The organism is Halomonas faecis (assembly GCF_010993975.1).
GTDB lineage: Bacteria > Pseudomonadota > Gammaproteobacteria > Pseudomonadales > Halomonadaceae > Halomonas > Halomonas faecis.
In genome coordinates this window covers 122,167-142,240 of record NZ_JAACZO010000003.1, presented here as the reverse complement: position 1 = coordinate 142,240, position 20,074 = coordinate 122,167, and the positions used below count along the sequence as shown (strand labels likewise).

At 65.2% G+C, this 20,074-nt stretch carries 20 protein-coding genes and 1 other RNA gene; 4 read left to right on the top strand and 17 right to left on the bottom strand.

The features are described 5' to 3' along the window. Positions 1-8: 8 nt before the first annotated feature. The 11 genes from murG to rsmI all read right to left on the bottom strand — a co-directional run bounded on the left by murG (position 9) and on the right by rsmI (position 12,052). Positions 9-1,097: an undecaprenyldiphospho-muramoylpentapeptide beta-N-acetylglucosaminyltransferase gene (gene murG / locus GFD32_RS02400; protein ID WP_163574959.1), complete on the bottom strand. Its 1,089-nt coding sequence runs from the start codon at positions 1,095-1,097 to the stop codon at positions 9-11. Beyond that, positions 1,094-2,335, bottom strand: a complete 1,242-nt coding sequence (gene ftsW, locus GFD32_RS02395) for a putative lipid II flippase FtsW (RefSeq protein ID WP_163574957.1) — start codon at positions 2,333-2,335, stop codon at positions 1,094-1,096. Before ftsW ends, murG begins: the two co-directional genes overlap by 4 nt. Continuing rightward, positions 2,325-3,743 carry a UDP-N-acetylmuramoyl-L-alanine--D-glutamate ligase gene (gene murD / locus GFD32_RS02390; protein WP_163574955.1) on the bottom strand — a complete coding sequence of 473 codons (1,419 nt, stop codon included), beginning with the start codon at positions 3,741-3,743 and terminating at the stop codon, positions 2,325-2,327. The genes ftsW and murD overlap by 11 nt, the downstream gene beginning before the upstream one ends. Then, positions 3,743-4,825 (bottom strand): phospho-N-acetylmuramoyl-pentapeptide-transferase, encoded by a 1,083-nt coding sequence (mraY, locus tag GFD32_RS02385; RefSeq protein WP_163574954.1) that lies wholly within the window; start codon positions 4,823-4,825, stop codon positions 3,743-3,745. The genes murD and mraY overlap by 1 nt, the downstream gene beginning before the upstream one ends. A 14-nt stretch (positions 4,826-4,839) precedes the next feature. After that, complete coding sequence (locus tag GFD32_RS02380; protein ID WP_163574952.1) at positions 4,840-6,201, bottom strand: UDP-N-acetylmuramoyl-tripeptide--D-alanyl-D-alanine ligase; 1,362 nt, start codon at positions 6,199-6,201, stop codon at positions 4,840-4,842. Then, complete coding sequence (locus GFD32_RS02375) at positions 6,198-7,706, bottom strand: UDP-N-acetylmuramoyl-L-alanyl-D-glutamate--2,6-diaminopimelate ligase (RefSeq protein ID WP_163574950.1); 1,509 nt, start codon at positions 7,704-7,706, stop codon at positions 6,198-6,200. The genes GFD32_RS02380 and GFD32_RS02375 overlap by 4 nt, the downstream gene beginning before the upstream one ends. Before the next feature lie 22 nt (positions 7,707-7,728). Continuing rightward, on the bottom strand, positions 7,729-9,441 hold the full coding sequence (locus tag GFD32_RS02370; protein WP_163574948.1) for a peptidoglycan D,D-transpeptidase FtsI family protein: 1,713 nt from the start codon (positions 9,439-9,441) through the stop codon (positions 7,729-7,731). Continuing rightward, positions 9,438-9,767, bottom strand: coding sequence for a cell division protein FtsL (gene ftsL / locus GFD32_RS02365; RefSeq protein WP_163574946.1), 330 nt, complete (start codon positions 9,765-9,767; stop codon positions 9,438-9,440). The genes GFD32_RS02370 and ftsL overlap by 4 nt, the downstream gene beginning before the upstream one ends. A 6-nt stretch (positions 9,768-9,773) precedes the next feature. Then, positions 9,774-10,730, bottom strand: a complete 957-nt coding sequence (gene rsmH / locus GFD32_RS02360) for a 16S rRNA (cytosine(1402)-N(4))-methyltransferase RsmH (protein WP_163574944.1) — start codon at positions 10,728-10,730, stop codon at positions 9,774-9,776. A gap of 59 nt (positions 10,731-10,789) precedes the next feature. Continuing rightward, positions 10,790-11,156: RNase P RNA component class A (rnpB, locus tag GFD32_RS02355), an RNA gene on the bottom strand. A 32-nt stretch (positions 11,157-11,188) separates the two neighbouring features. Further along, entirely contained in the window at positions 11,189-12,052 is an 864-nt protein-coding gene (gene rsmI / locus GFD32_RS02350; RefSeq protein ID WP_163574941.1) for a 16S rRNA (cytidine(1402)-2'-O)-methyltransferase, read from the bottom strand. 38 nt (positions 12,053-12,090) lie between these two features. Here rsmI and GFD32_RS02345 point away from each other — a divergent pair, with 38 nt between their 5' ends. The 4 genes from GFD32_RS02345 to GFD32_RS02330 are packed head-to-tail and all read left to right on the top strand — an operon-like array spanning position 12,091 to position 15,474. Continuing rightward, a complete protein-coding gene (locus GFD32_RS02345) occupies positions 12,091-13,923 on the top strand; it encodes a penicillin-binding protein activator (protein ID WP_163574939.1) in 1,833 nt (610 codons plus the stop codon). Beyond that, on the top strand, positions 13,907-14,275 hold the full coding sequence (locus GFD32_RS02340; protein ID WP_163574937.1) for a YraN family protein: 369 nt from the start codon (positions 13,907-13,909) through the stop codon (positions 14,273-14,275). Before GFD32_RS02345 ends, GFD32_RS02340 begins: the two co-directional genes overlap by 17 nt. Before the next feature lie 22 nt (positions 14,276-14,297). Next, positions 14,298-14,891, top strand: a complete 594-nt coding sequence (locus GFD32_RS02335; RefSeq protein WP_163574934.1) for a phosphoheptose isomerase — start codon at positions 14,298-14,300, stop codon at positions 14,889-14,891. Positions 14,892-14,895: 4 nt separating this feature from the next. Beyond that, on the top strand, positions 14,896-15,474 hold the full coding sequence (locus GFD32_RS02330; protein WP_163574932.1) for a BON domain-containing protein: 579 nt from the start codon (positions 14,896-14,898) through the stop codon (positions 15,472-15,474). Between the two features lie 72 nt (positions 15,475-15,546). Here GFD32_RS02330 and GFD32_RS02325 read toward each other — a convergent pair whose 3' ends face one another. The 6 genes from GFD32_RS02325 to rpsI form a co-directional block, all read right to left on the bottom strand. Further along, the gene (locus tag GFD32_RS02325; RefSeq protein ID WP_163574930.1) at positions 15,547-16,020 is read right to left on the bottom strand and encodes a ClpXP protease specificity-enhancing factor; all 474 of its coding nucleotides are present in this window, start codon (positions 16,018-16,020) and stop codon (positions 15,547-15,549) included. Between the two features lie 50 nt (positions 16,021-16,070). Next, positions 16,071-16,697, bottom strand: a complete 627-nt coding sequence (sspA, locus tag GFD32_RS02320; RefSeq protein WP_163574928.1) for a stringent starvation protein SspA — start codon at positions 16,695-16,697, stop codon at positions 16,071-16,073. Positions 16,698-16,849: 152 nt separating this feature from the next. After that, positions 16,850-17,617, bottom strand: coding sequence for a cytochrome c1 (locus GFD32_RS02315; protein WP_163574926.1), 768 nt, complete (start codon positions 17,615-17,617; stop codon positions 16,850-16,852). Next, on the bottom strand, positions 17,617-18,876 hold the full coding sequence (locus GFD32_RS02310) for a cytochrome b (protein WP_163574924.1): 1,260 nt from the start codon (positions 18,874-18,876) through the stop codon (positions 17,617-17,619). Before GFD32_RS02310 ends, GFD32_RS02315 begins: the two co-directional genes overlap by 1 nt. Next, on the bottom strand, positions 18,876-19,469 hold the full coding sequence (gene petA / locus GFD32_RS02305; protein ID WP_163574922.1) for a ubiquinol-cytochrome c reductase iron-sulfur subunit: 594 nt from the start codon (positions 19,467-19,469) through the stop codon (positions 18,876-18,878). The genes GFD32_RS02310 and petA overlap by 1 nt, the downstream gene beginning before the upstream one ends. Before the next feature lie 214 nt (positions 19,470-19,683). Further along, a complete protein-coding gene (rpsI, locus tag GFD32_RS02300; protein ID WP_163574920.1) occupies positions 19,684-20,073 on the bottom strand; it encodes a 30S ribosomal protein S9 in 390 nt (129 codons plus the stop codon). Position 20,074: the final 1 nt, after the last annotated feature.

Below are 20,074 nucleotides of genomic sequence, written 5' to 3'. Positions count from 1 at the left end.
CCAGGGTACTATTGCTCAAGACCTGTCTCCATGCAGCCGGCCACCAGACGCTCCACCGCATCGAGGTGGGCGCCACCGCGTGCATGCACGGCCATGGTGGCAAGAGTGTCGGGGGCGAGCAGCGTCGTCAGGCGCTCGGCCAGCGCCGCTGCCGTCAGTTCGGATTGCACCATCAGTGACGCACCGCCGGCTGCGACCAGCGCCCGTGCGTTGGCCGTCTGGTGATCGTCCACGGCATGGGGGAAGGGCACGAACAGCGCCGGCTTGGCGGCGGCGGCGAGTTCGGCCACCGTCAACGCACCGGCGCGGCACACCACCAGGTCCGCCCAGTCGTAGGCCGCCGCCATGTCGTCGATGAAGGCGGTGACTTCCGCGTCGACGCCCTGCGCACGATAGTGCTCGAAAGTCGCCGTTTCTTTATCCCGACCGGCCTGGTGGCGCACGTCGGGTCGCGCTGCCTCGGACAGCCGAGCCAGCGCCTCCGGTAGCCGCTGGTTGAGCGCCAGCGCACCCAGCGAGCCGCCTACCACCAGCAAACGCAGTCGCCGACCGCGCATGGCAGAGGCGGGTCGCGGCGCCTCGCCCAGCGCAGCGATCTCTGCGCGCACCGGATTGCCGATCACCTCGCCACGTCCGGCGAACGCCTGGGGGAAAGCGGCGAACACGCGCCTTGCCAAACGCGCCAGCACGCGGTTGGTGAGACCCGCCACGGCATTCTGCTCGTGGATCACCAGGGGGCGATGCAGCAACCAGGCGGCCAAGCCACCTGGGCCGCTGGCAAAGCCCCCCAGCCCCACCACCAGTGTCGGATCGAGTCGGCGAATGATGCCGGCCGCCTGCCAGACCGCTCGCGTGAGATTGAAGGGGGCCAGCAGCCAACCCGCCAGGCCATTGCCGCGAAGCCCACTCACCGCAATGCGATGCAGCGGTATCTTCGCCTCGGGAACCAGGCGATTCTCGATGCCGCGCGGACTGCCCAGCCAGTGCACCTCAATGTCGCGCTCAGCCAACTCACGGGCCAGCGACAAGGCCGGGATCACATGCCCCCCCGTACCCCCGGCCATGATCAGAATGCGGCGAGGCGGCGACGAGGTCATGAGCGGGCTCCTTGGTTGCGAGCGGGTAGAGGGCGGGAAGGAGTGGGGCGAGAGCGCTTGACGCAGGCGCGGGTTTCGATATCCGCGCGCAGCAACATCGCCATCATCACGGCACTGATCAGCAAGCTGGAGCCGCCGTAGCTCAGCAGCGGCAAGGTCAAGCCCTTGGTGGGGAGCATACCAGTACTCACCGCGATGTTGATGAAAGCTTGAGCGGCGATCACGAAGGCAATGCCGTAGCTCATGTAGGCGGCAAACGCCAGGCCCACCACTTCGGCACGCCGCCCCACGGCCAAGGCCCGCACGATAAGTAGAACGAAGAGCCCCAGCACGATGATGGCACCGACCAACCCCAGCTCTTCGGCCAGTACGGCGAAAACGAAGTCGGTGTGAGCCTCGGGCAGGTAATACAGCTTCTGTACGCTATTGCCAAGACCCGTCCCCAGCCAGTGCCCGCGCCCGAAGGCGATCAGCGCCTGGGTCAGCTGATAGCCGCTGGCGAACTGATCCGCCCAGGGATCGGCAAAGCTGGTCAGTCGCGCCAGCCGATAGGGCTCGGCAATGGCGGCGTAGAACCCCAGCACGGCAGCCCCGCAGAGAATCAGAATAAAGCGCCCCCAAGGTGCGCCAGCCATCAGCAGCATGCCCATCGCGCAACCGGATATCACCACCGTGGCACCGTAGTCCGGCTCGAGGATGAGCAGCACCGCGAAGACACCGACCACTAGCAACGGGCGCAGGAAGGCTCCCCACTGACGTCGCACGTCGGGCAAGAAGCGCTCCAGGTAGCCGGCCAGATAGACGATCAGGCACAGCTTGGCGACCTCCGAGGCCTGCAGGTTCAGGGGCACCCCGGGAATGGCGATCCACCGGCGGCTGCCGTTCACTTCACGCCCCACGACGAGTACCGCAAGCAACAGCACGACGCCGACCAGCAGCAGTAGGGGCCCGTTGGCCCGCCACCAGGCCAGTGGCACGCGCAGCACCAGGGCCCCGGCCACCAGAGCCGCCACCACGAAGGTGCCGTGCCGTAGACTGATGTGATAGGGGTTGCCGGTGAGCCCGGCCGCCACTTCAGTGGAAGCCGAGGTGACCATCACCCAGCCGACCAGCATCAGGGCCAGTACCGCCAGCAACAGCCAGCCATCACAGGGCTGGCTCTGGGACGAGAGCCGCTGGCGCAGCCGTCGCAAGCGTTGACCGCCTTGCCTTGCGGAATGGTTACGCTCAACCGCCATGCATCACCTCCCGCCGCTGCCGCTTCACCCAGTCGCGGAACGCCTCGCCGCGGGCCCGGTAGTCAGCGAACTGATCCAGACTGGCACAGGCCGGCGAGAGCAGCACGCAATCGCCGGGGCGGGCCACCTGCCGTGCTCGCCACATGGCCGCCTCGAGGTCTGTCACACGGGTCACCGCCACCTCTCCGTGGAAGGCCGCCTCCAAGCGCTCGGCATCCGCGCCGAACAGTACCGCCTCCCGGGCATAGCGGGCCAGGGGAGCGGCAAGCGGAGTGAAGTCGGCTCCCTTCCCCACACCGCCGGCGAGCAGCACCAGCCGTCCTTCGAGGGTGGGCCCTAGCCCGGCAATGGCGGCGAGCGTCGCCCCCACGTTGGTGCCTTTGGAGTCGTTGATCCAGCGCACGCCATCAAGCACTGCCACCGTCTCGCCGCGGTGCGGCAGACCGGGAAAGCGTTCGAGCACTGCGGTCATGATGTCGAGTGGCAGCCCCAGCCGCTTGCCCATGGCGAGTGCCGCCAGGGCGTTGGCCTGATTGTGTCGCCCCGCCAGGCGCAGTGCCTGCGCAGGCATCAACGGCACTTCGTCATGCATCAGCCAGTCTTCGCCGTCACGTCGAGCGATGCCCCACTCGCCGGCCTGGGGGGCACGGGTCGTGAAACGATCCTGCGCCGGCAGAGGAGTCTCGGGCCAGGTCATCGGATCCTCGGCATTGGTCACGCCATGACGAGCCCCCCGGAAGATGCCGAGCTTGGCAGCACGATAACCCGCCATATCGCGGTGTCGATCCAGATGATCCTCGGAGAGGTTGAGAAAGGCTGCCGCCTCGGCACCTAACCAGGGCGTCGTCTCGAGCTGGAAACTGGAAAGCTCCAGCACGAAAAGTTCGGCATCGGGCTTCTCCACCAACAGATCGAGTGCCGGTGTGCCCAGGTTGCCTCCCACCGCCACGCGAACCCCCGCCTCGCGGGCCATCTCGCCGAGCAGGGTGGTGACGGTGGACTTGGCGTTGGAGCCAGTGATGGCGGCAATGGGCGCATGGCAGGTACGCACGAAAAGTGCGATTTCGCCCACCAGCAGCGGCTCGCCGGTGGTGGGATGGCACCGGTCGACCAGTCCCTCGAGCCCCGGAGTCGATGGGTCGACCCCGGGACTCAGCACGATCTCCTTCGCCGGGGCGAGATCGAGCGCCGTCAATGGCCCGCAGTGGACTGCAACCCCGGGATGGGCCTCTCGAAAGGCCGACAGCCCCGGCGGCTCCTGCCGCGTGTCGGCAACCATGAAGGGAATGCCCTGGCGCGCCAAGTGGCGACAGATCGCCCGACCGGAAATCCCCAGGCCCACCACCAGAGTAATGCTCTCGGGTATCCTGACCCGGTCCCCTGCCTCGCCCACGCCGTCGAAATGCATCAGCGAACCTTGAGGGTGGCCAGGCCGACCAGTACCAGCACGACGGTGATGATCCAGAAGCGCACGATGACCCGCGGCTCCGGCCAGCCCTTCAGCTCGTAGTGGTGGTGCAGCGGGGCCATGCGGAAGATGCGCCGACCGGTGAGCTTGTAGGAGCCCACCTGCAAAATCACCGAGATGGTCTCCATGACGAAGATGCCGCCCATCACGAAGAGCACGATCTCCTGGCGCACGATGACCGCCACCACGCCGAGAGCCGCCCCCAGCGCCAGCGCTCCGACATCGCCCATGAAAACCTGGGCCGGATAGGTGTTGAACCACAAAAAGCCCAGGCCGGCACCGGCGATGGTGGCACAAAACACGGCCAGCTCACCGGCACCGGGAATGAAAGGAATCTGCAGATACTCGGCGAACACGGCGTTGCCGCTAGCGTAGGCGAACACGGCAAGCCCCATGGCCACCATCACGGTGGGCATGATGGCCAGGCCATCGAGGCCGTCGGTCAGGTTGACGGCATTGGAACTGCCCACGATCACCAGATAGGTGAGCACCACGTAGAAAACGCCGAGTGGCAGCACGAACTCCTTGAACAACGGCACGATCAGGCTGGTTTCAACCGGCGAGACGGCGGTGACGTAAAGCAGCACGGCGGCCAGACCACCGATGAGCGACTGCCAGAAATACTTCCAGCGTGCCGGCAGACCGCGCGGATTCTTCTCCACCACCTTGCGGTAGTCGTCGACCCAGCCGATGGCACCGAAGCCCAGCGTCACCGCCAGTACGATCCAGACGTAGTGGTTGGCGAGATCGCCCCACAGCAGGGTGCTGACGGCCATCGACACCAGGATCATCGCGCCACCCATGGTCGGCGTACCGGCCTTGGAGAGATGCGACTGGGGGCCGTCGTCGCGTACCGCCTGGCCGATCTGGCGCTCGACCAGGCGACGAATCATCCATGGCCCCAGAAACAGGCACAGCAGCAGCGCCGTCAAGGTGCCCAGGATCATGCGTAGGGTCAGGTAGTTGAAAACATTGAAGGCGCTCTGGAACTGCGCCAGAAAATCAGCCAGAAAAAGCAGCATGTATTGCGCTCACCTCATGCATCGGCGCGCAGTGCGGCCACGACCTCTTCCATGCCGACACTGCGCGATCCCTTGACCAGCACGCTGGCGCCAGGAGGCAGGTGGTCCAGGACGTGGCGCGTCAGCGCCTCGCGGTCATTGAAATGGTACCCGCCTTCCCCGAAGGCGTCACAGGCAGGCCGCGCTTGCGCCCCGCAGGTACCGAGCATGTCGATTCCCCGTTCCCTTGCATAGTGCCCGACCTCGGCATGCAGACGATCGGCCTCTGCACCCAATTCGCCCATGGCGCCCAGCAGGCACCAGCGCGGCCCCGGCAACTCGGCCAGCAGTGCCAGCGCCGCCTTGACCGCGCCAGGATTGGCGTTGTAAGTGTCGTCCAGCACGCGCGTACCGCGAATGCCGTCCACCACGGCAAGACGCCCCGCCATCGGCGTGGCCTCCGCCAGCCCCGCGACGACGCACTCGGCCGAGAGACCAAGCGCCAACGCCGCCGCCGCCGCCGCCAGGGCATTGGCCACGCTGTGGCGCCCCAGCAGGGCCAATTGCACGCGCCCCACCGCAAGGCCATCCACGACAAGCGTGAAAGCATAGCGTCCCGACGCATCGCAGGCCAGCTCAGTGGCACGCACCCGCGCGGTCTCGCTGAAGCCGAAGTCGAGCACCTCGCGGGGTGACGCCAGCCGCGACCACAGCGGAAAGTAGCTGTCGTCGCGATTGATCACCGCCACGCCGTCGGCCGGCAGGCCGGAGAGAATTTCCGCCTTGGCCTGGGCGATCCGTCCCATCCCGCCGAACTCACCGACGTGAGCACCGGTAACGTTGGTGATGACCGCCACCTGCGGCTCGGCCAGCGCCGCCGTCCAGGCGATTTCCCCCAGGTGGTTCGCGCCCAGTTCGAGTACCGCATGACGGTGATGCGGCGTCAGCCCCAACAGGGTCAGCGGTACGCCAATGTCATTGTTGAGATTGGCATGCGTCGCGAGTGTCATCCCCTCGGCACTCAAAACGCCCTTGAGCAGCTCCTTGACGCTGGTCTTGCCGCTGTTGCCGGTGACGGCTAGCAGGGGTCTTCCCCAGGCGCGCCGCCGAGCCCGCCCCAGCAACCCGAGAGCGAGGCGGGTATCCGGCACCCGAAGCTGCGGCAGCGGGTCGTCCAGGGGACGCTCCACCAGTGCCGCTGCGGCACCAGCCTTACGAGCCTGGGCAATGAAGTCGTGGGCATCGAAGCGCTCGCCACGCAGCGCCACGAAGAGCGCACCCGCAACGAGCTGGCGACTGTCGGTGACGATACCCGCAAGTGGCATGTCCTCATCGAGTGGCGGCACGCCCAGTTCAGCAGCCACTGCGCACAGAGTGTCGAGACCGCATCGGCTCATGCCATGGCCTCCCGCCACTCCAGCGCCAGCGTCACCGCTTCCACGTCGCTGAACGGATGGCGAACACCGCCGATTTCCTGGTAGGTTTCGTGCCCTTTGCCGGCCACCAGCACCACGTCGTCGGGCCCTGTCTCGGCCAGCACCCAGGCAATGGCCGCAGCACGCCCCTCCCGGTTCCAGGCTCGCTGGCGCCCCGCCGACGAGAGACCGGCCATGACCTGCTCGCGGATCGCTGCCGGTTCCTCGCCGCGAGGGTTGTCATCGGTAACGACCAGCCGGTCGGCATGGCGCTCGGCGACGGCAGCCATCAACGATCGCTTGCCGCTGTCGCGCCCCCCCCCGCAGCCGAACAGACACCACAGCCGACCCGGTCCGGGGAGGTGGGCACGCAACGCCGCCAGGGCATTCTCCAGCGCATCCGGCGTGTGCGCATAGTCAACGATGACCCGGGGGCAACCGCGACGAATCAGCGGCTGTAGACGCCCCGGCACCGGCGAAATGCGCGCGGCCGACTCGAACAGCGCTTCCAGCGGTGCACCCAGGCCATACAGCGTGGCCATGGCCAGCAGCAGGTTGTCGAGAGTGAAGCGGCCCAGCAGCGGAAGCGCCAGGGGAAACTCCCCTTCCGGCGTTGCGACCAGCGCCAGTTGACCCTCCGGCGAGGCCTGCCAGTCGAGCACTCGTAACGTGGCCGCCGGGTCGCTGCCGACGGCCAGCACCCGTACTCCGTCGGCCACGCCGGCCAGCATCAGCCGTGCCAGCCGGTCGTCGGCATTGACCACGGCCAGAGCAAGCTCCGGCCGGCGAAATAGACGGGCCTTGGCCGCGGCGTAGGCGGCCATGCTGCCGTGGTAGTCGAGATGGTCACGGCTCAGGTTGGTGAATATCGCCGCCGAAACCCGGCAGCCCTCCAAACGCCCCTGTTCCAGAGCGTGCGAAGACACCTCCATGGCCACCCGCGCCATGCCGTCAGCGGCCATTTCGCCCAGTGCCGCTTGCAGTCCCAAAGGCCCAGGAGTGGTCAGCCGCCCTTCTGTCAAGGCGCCCGGCCGTCCGTACCCCAGGGTACCCACCACTCCGGCCTCGCAACCCAACTGCCGGCTCAGCTCGGCGATGAAGTGGGTCACCGAGCTCTTGCCATTGGTACCGGTGACGCCGATCAGCTCGAGCGAATCGGGCACGGCATAGAGCGCTTGTCCCAGTTCGCCCAGCCGTTGGCGCAGAAAGGGCAAAGGCACCACGCGCCAATCGGCCAGCGCCTCGGGCAGCCTTTCGTCCCGCCCCAGATGATAAAGCACCCGTTCGGCACCGGCCGACAGGGCCGCCTCGACGAAATCCCGGCCATCGACTGTCTCACCGGGAACCGCCACGAAGACATCGCCCGGTTCCACGTGGCGACTGTCCTCAACCACACGCAGGCGAGCCGGCAACGGGGCGTCATCCGCTACCAGATCGGGCCAACAGCGGCGCAGTGCCGCCTGAAAACGGGCTGCTGTCACGTGCATGGACACTTCTCCGGTACGCTGGTCATTGACGCTCACGCTGGTCGGGCGGCACATCGAGCAAGCGCAAGGCACTGCCGGCCACGCGTGAGAAAACCGGGGCGGCCACGGCGCCCCCGAAATAGTCGCCGCCGCGCGGGCGATCGATCATCACCACGGTAACGATGCGCGGGTCGGAAACCGGTGCGATGCCAGCGAACAGGCTACGATAAGCATCCTTTTCGTAGCCTCCCGCCGAGGATTTGCGCACCGTTCCGGTCTTGCCGGCCACCCGGTAGCCCGGCACGGCGGCCCGTCGACCACCGGTGCCGGGCTGCACGGAAGCTTCCATGATGCGCAACAACTCGTGGGCCACCTCCGGCTCGATGGCCTCGACGCCGCTCGCTGGCTGAGCGCGCTTGAGCAGCGACGGCGACATGCGCACCCCACCGTTGGCCAGCGCAGTATAGGCGCTGGCCAGCTGCAATGCCGAAACCGACAGGCCATACCCGTAGGAAAGCGCCGCCCACTGGCTGTGTGACCAGCGCACCGGCGCCGGGAGGTTCCCCACCGCTTCGCCGGGAAATCCGGTTTCGGGACTCTGGCCGAAGCCCAGGCTGCGATAGAGTTCGGGCACCCGTGGTTCGTCGAGTTCCAGAGTGAGCTTGGACATCCCGATGTTCGATGACTTCTCGAGGATACCGGCCAGATCCAGTTCGCCATAGTTGCGAATGTCGCGAATGGTGAACTGGTCGATGCGCATCCATCCTGGGGTCGTGTCGATGACGGTGTCGAGAGAGAACTCCCCGCTCTCGAGGATGGCCGCCATGGCCAGCGGCTTGACCACCGAACCCGGCTCGAACACGTCGACGATCGCCTGGTTGCGCAGACCTTGCGGATCGAGCCCGGCCCGGTTGTTGGGGTTGTAAGAAGGCTGGTTGGCCATGGCCAGCACTTCGCCGGTGCGCGCATCGAGCATCACCACGATGCCACCGTCTGCCTCGTGCGCCGCAACCGCCTTCTTGAGCTCGCGATAGGCCACGTATTGCAGCCGTTGATCGATGGACAGCGTCAGCTCGCCGCCGGGCTCGGCTTCGCGCAGCACTTCGAGGTCACGCACCAGTTGGCCACGACGGTCCTTGATCACGCGCCGCTTCCCGGGAGTGCCAGCCAAGTGGGGCTGATAGGCGAGCTCGAGTCCCTCCTGACCGCGATCGTCGACGTTGGTGACACCGACCAGCTGTGCCGTCACCTCTCCTGCCGGGTAGTAGCGCTTGTACTCATGCTGGGCATAGACGCCCGCCACGCGCAGATCGAGTACCCGCTGAGCGGCCTCGGGTGTCAGTTGACGCCGCAAATACATGAACTCTCGATCCGCATAGCGCTCCAGACGACCATCGAGTTCGTCCAGGCTCATGCCGAGCGCCTGAGCGAGCATCAGACGCTGGATGCGATCGTCGGCGATTTCCTGAGGGTTGGCCCACAGCGTCACCACCGGCGTGGAAATGGCCAGTGGCTCACCATGCCGGTCGGTGATCATGCCGCGATGAGCGGACAACGGTTCGGTGCGCAGAATCCGCGCATTGCCCTGCCCCTGGAGGAAGGGCTGATCGAAGACGTGGAGCGTCACGATACGCGCGCCCAGCAGCAACATGCCGAGGGCGACCAACACCAGCACCAGAACGTATCGCGCCCGCCCCATGGGGGGCGACACAGGGCGATGGCGCGGCGTGCCTCCCTGTCTCGAAGAGGCGCTCATGGGCGAATCACCTCAACGTCGGTGACATCGGGCAGACGCATGTCGAGCCGTTCCACGGCCAGACGCTCGATGCGCGCTGGCGACGACCAAGTGCTTTCCTCGAGCAGCAGGCGACCCCATTCGGTCTGCAACTGATCGCGTTCGCGCTCGAGTTGCTGCAAGCGGGCGTACTGCTCCCGGGTCTGGTGACTGACGGCGATCGACGCCATGGCCGAAGCCAGGCACGCCATCACCAGCAACACCACCAGTACCAAGCGCACGCCGCCAAGCCGGCCCAAGGGCCAACCGAAGCGCGACGAACCGGAATGCTGCGATGCTACGCTCATGATCCCTCAGGCCAGCTTGCGAGCCGCGCGCATGACTGCGCTGCGCGCGCGAGGGTTGGCGTCGACCTCTGCCGGTGATGGCCGCTGAGCCTTGCCCAGCGAGACCAACCTCCTCTCGAGCTGCGCGTCGCGAATGGGCACATCACGCGGCAAGTGGCTATCGCCTCGCACGTGCTCGCGGATGAAGCGCTTGACGCGGCGGTCCTCCAGAGAATGGAAACTGATCACCACGAGATGCCCACCCGGCGCCAGGGCTTCCAGGGCGGCAGCCAACGCCGCATCGAGCTGCTCGAGTTCGCCATTGACGTGGATACGCAACGCCTGAAAGACGCGCGTCGCGGGATGCTTGCCTTTCTCCCAGGCGGGATGCGCGGCCTTGACCACCTCGGCGAGGTCCGCCGTCCGCTCGAAGGGGCTCTCGACACGCCGGCTCACGATGGCTCGTGCCAGCCGACGCGCAAAACGTTCCTCGCCATACTCCTTGAAGACCCGAACCAGTTCGGCTTCGTCGGCATCGGCCAGAAAGTCGGCAGCACTCTTTCCGCGCGTGGGGTCCATGCGCATGTCGAGGGGCCCATCGCGCAGGAAGCTGAATCCGCGCTCGGGGTCGTCCAGTTGAGGCGAGGAGACGCCCACATCGAGCAGCACGCCGGCCAGGCGACCCTGCACCCCATGGGCTGCAGCAATCTCGTCGAGCCTGGCGAACTCCCCCTTCTCGATGGTGAAGCGCGGATCGTCGATACCTCCCGCCTCGGCCACGGCCTGAGGGTCGCGATCGATGGCCAGCAACCGCCCCGTCGGCGCCAACCGCGCAAGGATGGCCCGACTGTGACCGCCGCGACCGAAGGTACCGTCCAGATAGACGCCTTCCGGGTCGTGAACCAGGGTATCGACCGCTCCGTCGAGCAGGACGCTGGCATGGCGAAAGCCGCGGGAGGGCGATTCGGGGGCGGATGACGACATGCGCTTCTCGGTATTGTGAGGCGGACGACGGCCGCAACCGTCGTGCCAACCAGTAAAACGGAGGGAGTCGGCCGATAAGCCGGGTTCTGTCGTGGACAGTCATTCCTCTAATCACTGCGTCGCCGCAGTGCTCAAGCGACCTACCCGAACCCGACGCGGGCCACGCCATGGGGTTCCTATTTGGTCTTGCTCCGGGTGGGGTTTGCCGTGCCACGCACTGTTGCCAGGCGCGCGGTGCGCTCTTACCGCACCCTTTCACCCTTGCCGGCCTCCCGCAGGAGACGTAGGCGGTCTACTCTCTGCTGCACTTTCCGTCGGCTCGCGCCGCCCAGGCGTTACCTGGCACCCTGCCCTGTGGAGCCCGGACTTTCCTCCCCCGATACCGATCTTCGAGAACGGACCGGCGGCGACTGTCTGGCCAACTCCGAGCGCAAGAATACCAGCGCCAGGTAACCCTCTCAATGACTTTGCCGCGCCTCCTTGAGCGCCTGAGCCCGGGCATACCAGACCTTCCTGGCCCCACCCAGCAACCGAGCCGCCACGCCGGCGGCCTGCTTGACGCCCATGCCTTCGTCCAGCAACGCCCCCAGCAACGCCTCCCCTTCGATCACCGTCGCCGCAACCTGACGCGACTCGGCACCGGCCAGCATGACCACGAATTCCCCGCGGGCCTGGTTGGGGTCCTGCTCCATACGCGTCGTCAAGGCCCCAGCGCTGCCCTCGAGGAATGTCTCGTACGCCTTGGTCAGTTCACGGGCCAGCACTAGGTGTCGCTGGCCCAGCACGACGCCGATATCCGCCAGGGTATCCCGAATCCGGTGCGGCGACTCGTAGAACACCAGGGTTTCCTCACGCTCCGCCAGCGCTTCCAGTCGTGTCCGGCGTGCCGCACTTCGCGCCGGCAGGAAGCCTTCGAAGAGGAAGCGGTCGGTGGGTAAGCCAGCCGCCGAAAGCGCTGCCACCAGGGCGCAGGCGCCGGGTATGGGTATCACCCTCCGCCCCCTCGCCCGCAATTCCCGAACCAGCACGAAGCCGGGATCGCTGATCAGCGGCGTACCAGCATCGCTGATCAGGGCAATATCCTCGCCTTCCGCCAACCGTGCATCGAGCTGCGCGACCCGCGCCGCCTCGTTGTGCTCGTGCAGCGACAGCAGCGGACGGTGAAGTCCCAGGTGGCGCAGCAGACGAGCGCTGTGCCGTGTGTCCTCGGCCGCCACGAGGGCGACCTCGGACAGGACGCGTGCCGCCCGCGGCGTCAGATCGTCCAGATTCCCAATCGGTGTGGCGACCACGTACAATGATCCAGAGCTCGAATCCGACATGAGGGCTCCCGGCAAGCGACGACAAGGGACACGTTATCATGGACAAGACGCTTCGCGGCCTGCTGGCCACCGTACTGCTCGCTCTGCTGATCGGCGGCTGTGCGTATCAGCCAGGACCGACCGAGCGGCTCCCCGACGATCCGCAAGCGCTGCTCGAGCAGGCCAGCCAGCAAGAAGGCGAGCAGGCGGCCGTCAGCCGCCTTGAAGCGGCCGACATCCTAGCACAGCAGGATCAGCGCACCCAGGCGCTCGAGGTCGCCTTGGAGCTCGACGACGCGGCACTCGACGACGCCGACTACCAGCGCTGGGGACTGCTGCTGTCACGACTCGGCAGCGAGGCAGAAGACACCACAGCCGTGCTCCGCGCCACCCAGGACATCGACGCGCGCGACATCGACCGGGAGGCGGCGAACACCCTGCGCGAACGCCGCGGGCGCGCCCTGGCCGAGATCGGCGAACACCTGGCTGCAGCCCAGGCTCTCCTCGCCGTACAGCGCGACACCGACGCTACCGCGCTCAACGAAGGCATCTGGCATTCACTGTCACGCCTCGACGGTCAGCAATTGGCCGCACTGGCAGATGGCGCCGAACGACTCACCGAGGGCTGGATCGAACTGGCACGGTTGACCCGCGATGCCGGCAGTGACATCGAACGTCTATTCTCGCAGATCGACGCTTGGCGCGACCGCAACCCGCGCCATCCCGCTGGCCGTGAAATCCCCAGCGACCTGCTGGCCCTGCGCGAACTGCGCGGCCGGGAGATCCGCCACGTTGCCGTCTTTCTACCCGAGTCGGGCCCGCTGGCCAGCGTCGCCGAGGCAATCCGCGAGGGGCTTCGCACCCACCACCTCAACGCCGTGGAGCGTAACGGAGGGCTGCGCATGAGCTTTTTCGACTCGAGCCTGGGCGACCTAGAGCTCCTCTACGCCGAGGCGCGCGATGCCGGAGCACAGGTGGCCATCGGTCCTCTGGACAAAGAGCAGGTCTCTCGGCTCGAGGAACGCGATCGCGTACCACTGCCGACCCTGGCCCTCAACTATGGCGAAAACGACCGCAACCGGGCTGATCAGCTCTACCAGTACGGCCTTTCGGCCGAGGACGAGGCGCGCCAGGTCGCACGCCGTGCCCGTGAGGACGGCCACCGCCGTGCTGCCATGTTGATTCCCGATAACGACTGGGGACGTCGGGTAGGCCAGGCCTTCGAAGCGACATGGCAACGCAACGACGGCACCATCACCAGCCGTGTCGCCTACGCTCCGTCCGGTTCAGCCACCGAAAGCACTCGGCGCGCCCTGGGCGGCAACCCCGACATGCTTTTCCTGCTCGCCGTTCCCAGCTTTGCTCGGCAGGTTCCCCCCACGCTCGACTACTACGATGCCGCCGAGCTGCCCATCTACGCCACCTCGCACCTCCATGAGGGGCGTCCCCAACCCTTGCTGGACCACGATCTCGACGGTGTCAACTTCATCGACATCCCCTGGCAGATCCCCGATGCCGCGGTCGGCGGCGAGGAAGCCCTGCCCTTCCAGGCCAGCTACCGTCAACTGCGCGAAGATGCCGACCCATCGCTGTTCCGCCTGCTGGCCATGGGTGTGGACGCCTACGAGCTGGCATTACGGCTACCCCAGTTCCGCCTGCTCCCCGACAGCGAATTGTTCGGTGCGACCGGCACGCTGAGCGTGGGAAACGACGGTCGCCTTCACCGTCGCCTGCCATGGGCCCGTTTCGAGAACGGCCTGCCCCGTCCCGTGCTGGTTACCGACTTTCTGAATGACGGCGGCCTGACCGACGATGCCCAGCGCCTCGAAGGCACCCCGCTCGGCAGCGAGCCACTGGTAGCTCCGGAGAGTGGCGATGGCGCACGGCAGTGACGCCCGGGCGCGGGGTTCGCAAGTCGAGCAATGGGCGGCCGAATGGTTGGTCGCCCGGGGGCTCGTGCTGGTAGCCCGCAACCAGCACGCCAAGGGCGGCGAGCTCGACCTGGTCATGCGCGACGGCGACACTTTGATCTTCGTCGAAGTGCGTCACCGTACCGATTCCCGCCACGGCCACCCGCTGGAGACGATCACCGCCGCCAAGCAGCGCCGGCTGATCAAGGCAGCGCGTTTTTATCTCACTCGCAACCGGCTATCATGTCCCTGCCGCTTCGATGCCCTGGCCGTAACCGGCAAGCCACCCGAACTCGATTTCGAGTGGATTCAAGGCGCCTTCGAAGCTTTTTGAGCTCCGAGACCAGGACCCAAGAATGGATTTCCAGCAGCGAATACTCGGTCATTTCAACGCCAGCATCGACACCAAGACCTACGCCAGCGAGGTTCTACCGCCCTTCATCGAGGTCGCCAGCCAGATGATGGTCCAGTGCCTAGTCAACGAGGGTAAGATTCTCGCTTGCGGCAACGGCGGCAGCGCCGGCGACAGTCAGCACTTCTCCTCGGAGCTGCTCAACCGCTTCGAGCGCGAGAGGCCCAGCCTGCCGGCCCTGGCATTGACCACGGACACGTCCACGCTCACCTCCATCGCCAACGACTACAGCTACAATGATGTCTTCTCCAAGCAGGTGCGCGCCCTGGGCCAGCCTGGCGACATCCTGCTCGCCATCTCCACCAGCGGCAACTCCGCCAACGTGATTCAGGCAATCCAGGCAGCCCATGACCGCGACATGACGGTAGTGGCGCTCACCGGCCGCGACGGCGGCGACATGGCATCGCTGCTCGGCCAGGACGACTGCGAGATCCGCGTGCCGGCCACCTCCACGGCACGCATTCAGGAGGTGCACCTGCTTGTCATTCACTGCCTGTGCGACCTCATCGACGAACAGCTCTTCGGTACTAGCGAGTAGCCCCATGACCCGATATCGTCTCATTCCGATTCTGCTCCTGACCGCCCTGCTCGGCTTGACCGGCTGTACGGCCATCACGGGCGTCACTCATCCCGGCACCATCGAGGAAAACTACGGCACACGCACTCTGGGCACGCAGGTCGAGGACGAAAGCATCGAAACCAAGGTCACGCACAACCTGCGTCGCAGCGACTCGCGCCTGGACGATGCGCGCATCAACGTCGATGCCTACAACGGAGTGGTGCTGCTCACCGGCCAGGTGCCCAGCGAAGAGCTCAGGCAAATGGCCAGCGACATAGCCAGCGATGTACGCAACGTGCGCGACGTGCACAATGAACTGGCCATTGCCGGCAACCTTCCCGCCAGCCAGCGCCTGGCGGACACCTGGCTCAATACCCGCATCCGTACGACCCTGGCCGCCGATGAAACCATCGATACCAGCCGCCTGCGCTTCATCACCGAGAACGCCAGCGTCTATATCATGGGGATCGTCACCCGTGCCGAGGCCGACCGCATCGTCGATGCCGTCTCCGAAGTCGGTGGCGTGCAACGTATCGTCAAGGTCTTCGACTACCTGGACTGAACGTCGATAAACGACAACGGCAGGCCTCCCGGCCTGCCGTTGTGACTCCCTCTTCCCCGCACGGGGATTGCGCTACTTGACGACCCTCAGCGAAGGACGTCCGCGGGACGGCGACTCGTCATCAGCAGCGCGGCCGCTTTCCGATTCGCGCTCACGATCCTCGTCGGCCTGCACCGGCCGCTCCGTCTCCGGTGCAGACACGTCCTCGGTCCGTTCGGCTTCGGGCTGGGGCATCACCGGCTCGTGGCCGAATACCATGCCCACTCCTGTCTCACGGGCATAGATCGCCACCAAGGCACTCGTCGGCACCACCACCTGCATCGCCTGCCCCCCGAAACTGGCATGGAAGGAGAGGCAGGCATTGTCGATGACGAGATCCCGAACCGCCGTGGGCCCCACGTTCAGCACGATCTGGCCGTTCTGCACGAACTGACGGGGCACCTTGACGCCCGACTGCTCGGCATCCACCACGACATAAGGCGTTTGCTCATTATCCAGCAGCCACTCATAGAGGCCCCTGGCGAGATAGGGACGGCTCGACAGCATCGGTTGCCTTCCTCCAGTTGGTTACACTCGCCTCGCCAGCATCATGGCGTTCAAGCGCGGATTTCGCGCTCGCGCTCACTTAGCGAAGCAATGAAAGCATCGCGCTCGAACAGCCTGTCCATGTAGCTGATCAGCGGCTTGACCTGCTTTTCGGGCAGCTCGATACCCAGTTCCGGCAACCGCCACAGAATCGGGGCAATGCAGCAGTCCACCAGCGAAAACTCCTCGCTCATGAAATAGGGCATATCCTCGAAGATGGGCGAAATGCCGACCAGGCTCTCGCGCAGCTCCTTGCGCGACTTCTCGACGTCTTTCTTTCCGCCTCGCTCGATTTGCTCGACCAGGGGGCACCATTCACGCTCGATACGATGCATCCACAGTCGGCTCTGAGCACGCGCCACCGGATAGACCGGCAGCAAAGGCGGATGCGGAAAACGCTCATCGAGGTACTCCATCATCACCTTGGATTCATAGAGAACCAGATCCCTGTCCAGCAGCGTGGGCACGCTGTTATAAGGGTTGAGGTCGGCGAGCTCCTCGGGACGCTGATCGCCGCTGACCTCCACGATGTCCACCGCGACGCCTTTCTCGGCCAGCACGATGCGCACACGATGACTGAAGTGATCATCGCTACCGGAGTAGAAGGTCATCGATGACCGCTTGGCCACTACACCCATGAAACATTCCTCGCATCAAATCGAATTCGAATGATAACACGCGAGCCACCTGGCAGGGGCGCCGACGTTACACCCTACCTCGACCTCGCGACAACGCACAGGGGGCGCACGGCCTCGGCCATACGCCCCCTGAACTACCACTGACCGTGAGATCAGTGAACGTCGCGCCAGTATTCGCGTTTCAAAAGATACGCCAGCACGCCGAAGATGAAGATGAAGATCAACACCTTCGGACCCAGGGTCTGGGCCTGCAGCTTCGATGGCTCACCAACGTAGGCCAGGAAGTTGGTCAGATCGTAGACCGCCGCCTCGAACTCGTCGGGCTCCATGGCGCCCGGCTGGGTGACCTGCAGCACGTCGCACGACTGGTACTTGCCGGTCAACGGATCGAGCTCGGCGCCCTCCACCGGGCGGTCGCTCTCCGCACAGACCTGCTCTTGCACGCCCTGCAGCGGTTCGAGCACGTTGGGCATCGACACCATCTCGAACACCTGATTGTTGACCCCATTGGGACGCTCGGGATCGCGGTAGAAGGTGAGCAGATAGGAGTAAATCCAGTCGGTACCGCGCACGCGCGACTCCAGGGTCAAGTCAGGTGCCGCGGCACCGAACCAGTTGGCCGCGTCCTCTTCGGCCATCGCGTTGTGCATCAGATCATTGTAGGCCTGATCGGAAGAGAAGATCAGGTTCTGCTCGACCAAATCCTGGGGCATGCCCAGATCCTCGGCAGCCCTGGCAAAACGCTGATGCTCCAGGGAGTGGCAGCCCATGCAGTAGTTGGTATAGAGCTGCATGCCCCGCTGCAGTGATGCCTTGTCATCGAGATCCGGGGTCATCGAATGAGGCACGTCTGCAGCGCCGGCTCCCAATGCCGAGAGCGGCACCAGCGCGAAGAGCAGTGCGAACAGTTGCTTTTTCATTAGCCAGTCACCCTCTCCGGAACGGGTTTGGTCTTCTCCAGCCGAGTGTAGAGCGGCATCAGCAGGAAGAAGGCGAAGTAGAGCGCGGTGCACAGCTGGGCAACGGCAGTGCGCAGTGGCGTGGCGGGCAGTGCGCCCAGTATGCCCAAGATCACGAAGCTCACGGCGAACACCACCAGCATGACCTTGGACATCCACCCCTTGTAGCGCATGGAGCGCACCGGGCTGCGATCCAGCCAGGGCAGCACGAAGAGCACGGCAATGGCCCCGCCCATGAAAATCACACCCAAGAACTTGGCATCCAGCCCGAACACCGAGAAGGTAATGGCGCGCAGGATCGCGTAGAAGGGCGTGAAGTACCACACCGGAGCGATGTGATCCGGCGTCACCATCGGGTTGGCCGGCTGGAAGTTGGGCGCCTCGAGGAAATAGCCGCCGCCTTCGGGGAAGTAGAAGACCACCACCATGAAGACGAACAGGAACACCGCCACTCCGAAAATGTCCTTCACCGTGTAGTACGGGTGGAAGGGAATGCCATCCAGCGGCTTTCCGGACTCGTCCTTCTTGGCCTTGATGTCGATGCCGTCCGGATTGTTGGAACCGACCTCGTGCAGGGCGATGATATGCAGCACCACCAGCGCGAGAATCACGATGGGCAGCGCCACCACGTGCAGGGCGAAGAAGCGATTCAAGGTGATACCGGAAATCAGGAAGTCGCCACGAATCCATTGAGTCAGGTCCGGACCGATCACCGGGATGGCCGAGAACAGCGAGATGATGACCTGGGCGCCCCAGTAGGACATCTGGCCCCACGGCAGCAGGTAGCCCATGAAGGCTTCGGCCATGAGCACCAGGTAGATGGCCATGCCGAAGATCCAGACCAGCTCGCGAGGCGCCTTGTAGGAACCGTAGAGCAGACCACGGAACATGTGCAGGTAGACGACCACGAAGAACGCGGTTGCGCCGGTGGAGTGCAGGTAGCGCAACAGCCAGCCCCACTCGACGTCGCGCATGATGTACTCGACCGAACGGAAGGCCCCCTCGGCCGAGGGATTGTAGCTCATGGTCAGCCAGATGCCGGTGAGTATCTGGTTGACCAGCACCAGCATGGCCAGCGAACCGAAGAAGTACCAGAAGTTGAAGTTCTTCGGGGCATAGTACTTGGACAGGTGATCCTGCCACATCTGCGTGGCGGGGAAGCGATCATCGACCCAGCGCATGATCCCGCTTTCCGCCTTGGCTTTGTTCGGGTTACCCATCAGGCAGTCTCCTCGTCTTCGCCAACGATGATCACATCGTCGCTTTCGAAGCGGTACGGCGGGACCTCCAGGTTCGTCGGCGCCGGCACGTTACGGAACACGCGCCCCGACAGGTCGAAGAAGGAGCCATGACAGGGGCAGAAGTAGCCGCCCGGCCAGGCTTCCATGTCCACGTCTTCCGGTTCGGGGCGGAACAGCGGCGAGCAGCCGAGGTGCGTGCAGATCCCGATCAGCACCGATATCTCGGGACGAATCGACCGTAGCGGCCCGGAGACGTACTCGGGCTGCTGTGGCTCGTTGGACTCCGGGTCGGCCAACCGTGACGTATCGAAACTCTCCGTACGCTCGATCATTCCGGGTGTGCGCTTGACGATCCATACCGGACGCCCGCGCCACTCGACGATCATGCGCTGCCCTTCCTCTAGCTTGGAGACGTCCGCTTTTACGGGCGCGCCCGCTGCCCTTGCCCTGGCACTCGGCTGCCAGGAAGCCACAAAGGGAACCGCCACTCCTACGGCACCCACCGCACCCACCACGGTGGTCGCACCCAAGAGGAGACGGCGCCGCCCTTTGTTCACGCCGTTATCTGCCATGTTATGGTTTCTCCCATCAGCTTACCCGGTGATCCATCACGGGATTTTCTTCCCGCGACCACGGATACCAAATCCGCCACATAGTAAGGAATCGCGCCGTCATGCACAAGACGAACGAGGCCTGACGAAGGTGGCATTTATCTTGCAAGCCCCTGTCTGAAAAAGAAAAAGCCCAGGCAACCGCCTGGGCTTTTTTGTCGCAGTAATGACTGTATCAGCGCTTGGAGAACTGCGGGCGACGGCGTGCTTTGCGCAGCCCCACCTTCTTGCGCTCGACCTCGCGGGCATCGCGGGTGACATAGCCTGCCGCACGCAACGGCTGGCGGAACTCCTCGTTGTACTGCATCAACGCCCGAGTAATACCGTGACGGATGGCTCCTGCCTGAGCGCTGCCGCCACCGCCCTTGACGGTAACGTAGACGTCGAACTGTCCGAGAGTGTCGGTCAGCTCCAGCGGCTGGCGAACGACCATGCGGCCGGTCACGCGACCGAAGTACTGATCCAGCTCGCGGCTGTTGACGGTGATCTTGCCGGTGCCCGGCTTGAGAAAGACGCGGGCAGTGGAAGTCTTGCGGCGCCCGGTACCGTAATACTGCTGTGTCATG

Excerpts from the sequence above, each read along its gene's own strand:
- murG (WP_163574959.1), bottom strand. The coding sequence starts at position 1,097 with ATGACCTCGTCGCCGCCTCGCCGCATTCTGATCATGGCCGGGGGTACG.
- ftsW (WP_163574957.1), bottom strand. The coding sequence starts at position 2,335 with ATGGCGGTTGAGCGTAACCATTCCGCAAGGCAAGGCGGTCAACGCTTG.
- murD (WP_163574955.1), bottom strand. The coding sequence starts at position 3,743 with ATGCATTTCGACGGCGTGGGCGAGGCAGGGGACCGGGTCAGGATACCC.
- mraY (WP_163574954.1), bottom strand. The coding sequence starts at position 4,825 with ATGCTGCTTTTTCTGGCTGATTTTCTGGCGCAGTTCCAGAGCGCCTTC.
- GFD32_RS02380 (WP_163574952.1), bottom strand. The coding sequence starts at position 6,201 with ATGAGCCGATGCGGTCTCGACACTCTGTGCGCAGTGGCTGCTGAACTG.
- GFD32_RS02375 (WP_163574950.1), bottom strand. The coding sequence starts at position 7,706 with ATGCACGTGACAGCAGCCCGTTTTCAGGCGGCACTGCGCCGCTGTTGG.
- GFD32_RS02370 (WP_163574948.1), bottom strand. The coding sequence starts at position 9,441 with ATGAGCGCCTCTTCGAGACAGGGAGGCACGCCGCGCCATCGCCCTGTG.
- ftsL (WP_163574946.1), bottom strand. The coding sequence starts at position 9,767 with ATGAGCGTAGCATCGCAGCATTCCGGTTCGTCGCGCTTCGGTTGGCCC.
- rsmH (WP_163574944.1), bottom strand. The coding sequence starts at position 10,730 with ATGTCGTCATCCGCCCCCGAATCGCCCTCCCGCGGCTTTCGCCATGCC.
- rsmI (WP_163574941.1), bottom strand. The coding sequence starts at position 12,052 with ATGTCGGATTCGAGCTCTGGATCATTGTACGTGGTCGCCACACCGATT.
- GFD32_RS02345 (WP_163574939.1), top strand. The coding sequence starts at position 12,091 with ATGGACAAGACGCTTCGCGGCCTGCTGGCCACCGTACTGCTCGCTCTG.
- GFD32_RS02340 (WP_163574937.1), top strand. The coding sequence starts at position 13,907 with ATGGCGCACGGCAGTGACGCCCGGGCGCGGGGTTCGCAAGTCGAGCAA.
- GFD32_RS02335 (WP_163574934.1), top strand. The coding sequence starts at position 14,298 with ATGGATTTCCAGCAGCGAATACTCGGTCATTTCAACGCCAGCATCGAC.
- GFD32_RS02330 (WP_163574932.1), top strand. The coding sequence starts at position 14,896 with ATGACCCGATATCGTCTCATTCCGATTCTGCTCCTGACCGCCCTGCTC.
- GFD32_RS02325 (WP_163574930.1), bottom strand. The coding sequence starts at position 16,020 with ATGCTGTCGAGCCGTCCCTATCTCGCCAGGGGCCTCTATGAGTGGCTG.
- sspA (WP_163574928.1), bottom strand. The coding sequence starts at position 16,697 with ATGGGTGTAGTGGCCAAGCGGTCATCGATGACCTTCTACTCCGGTAGC.
- GFD32_RS02315 (WP_163574926.1), bottom strand. The coding sequence starts at position 17,617 with ATGAAAAAGCAACTGTTCGCACTGCTCTTCGCGCTGGTGCCGCTCTCG.
- GFD32_RS02310 (WP_163574924.1), bottom strand. The coding sequence starts at position 18,876 with ATGGGTAACCCGAACAAAGCCAAGGCGGAAAGCGGGATCATGCGCTGG.
- petA (WP_163574922.1), bottom strand. The coding sequence starts at position 19,469 with ATGGCAGATAACGGCGTGAACAAAGGGCGGCGCCGTCTCCTCTTGGGT.
- rpsI (WP_163574920.1), bottom strand. The coding sequence starts at position 20,073 with ATGACACAGCAGTATTACGGTACCGGGCGCCGCAAGACTTCCACTGCC.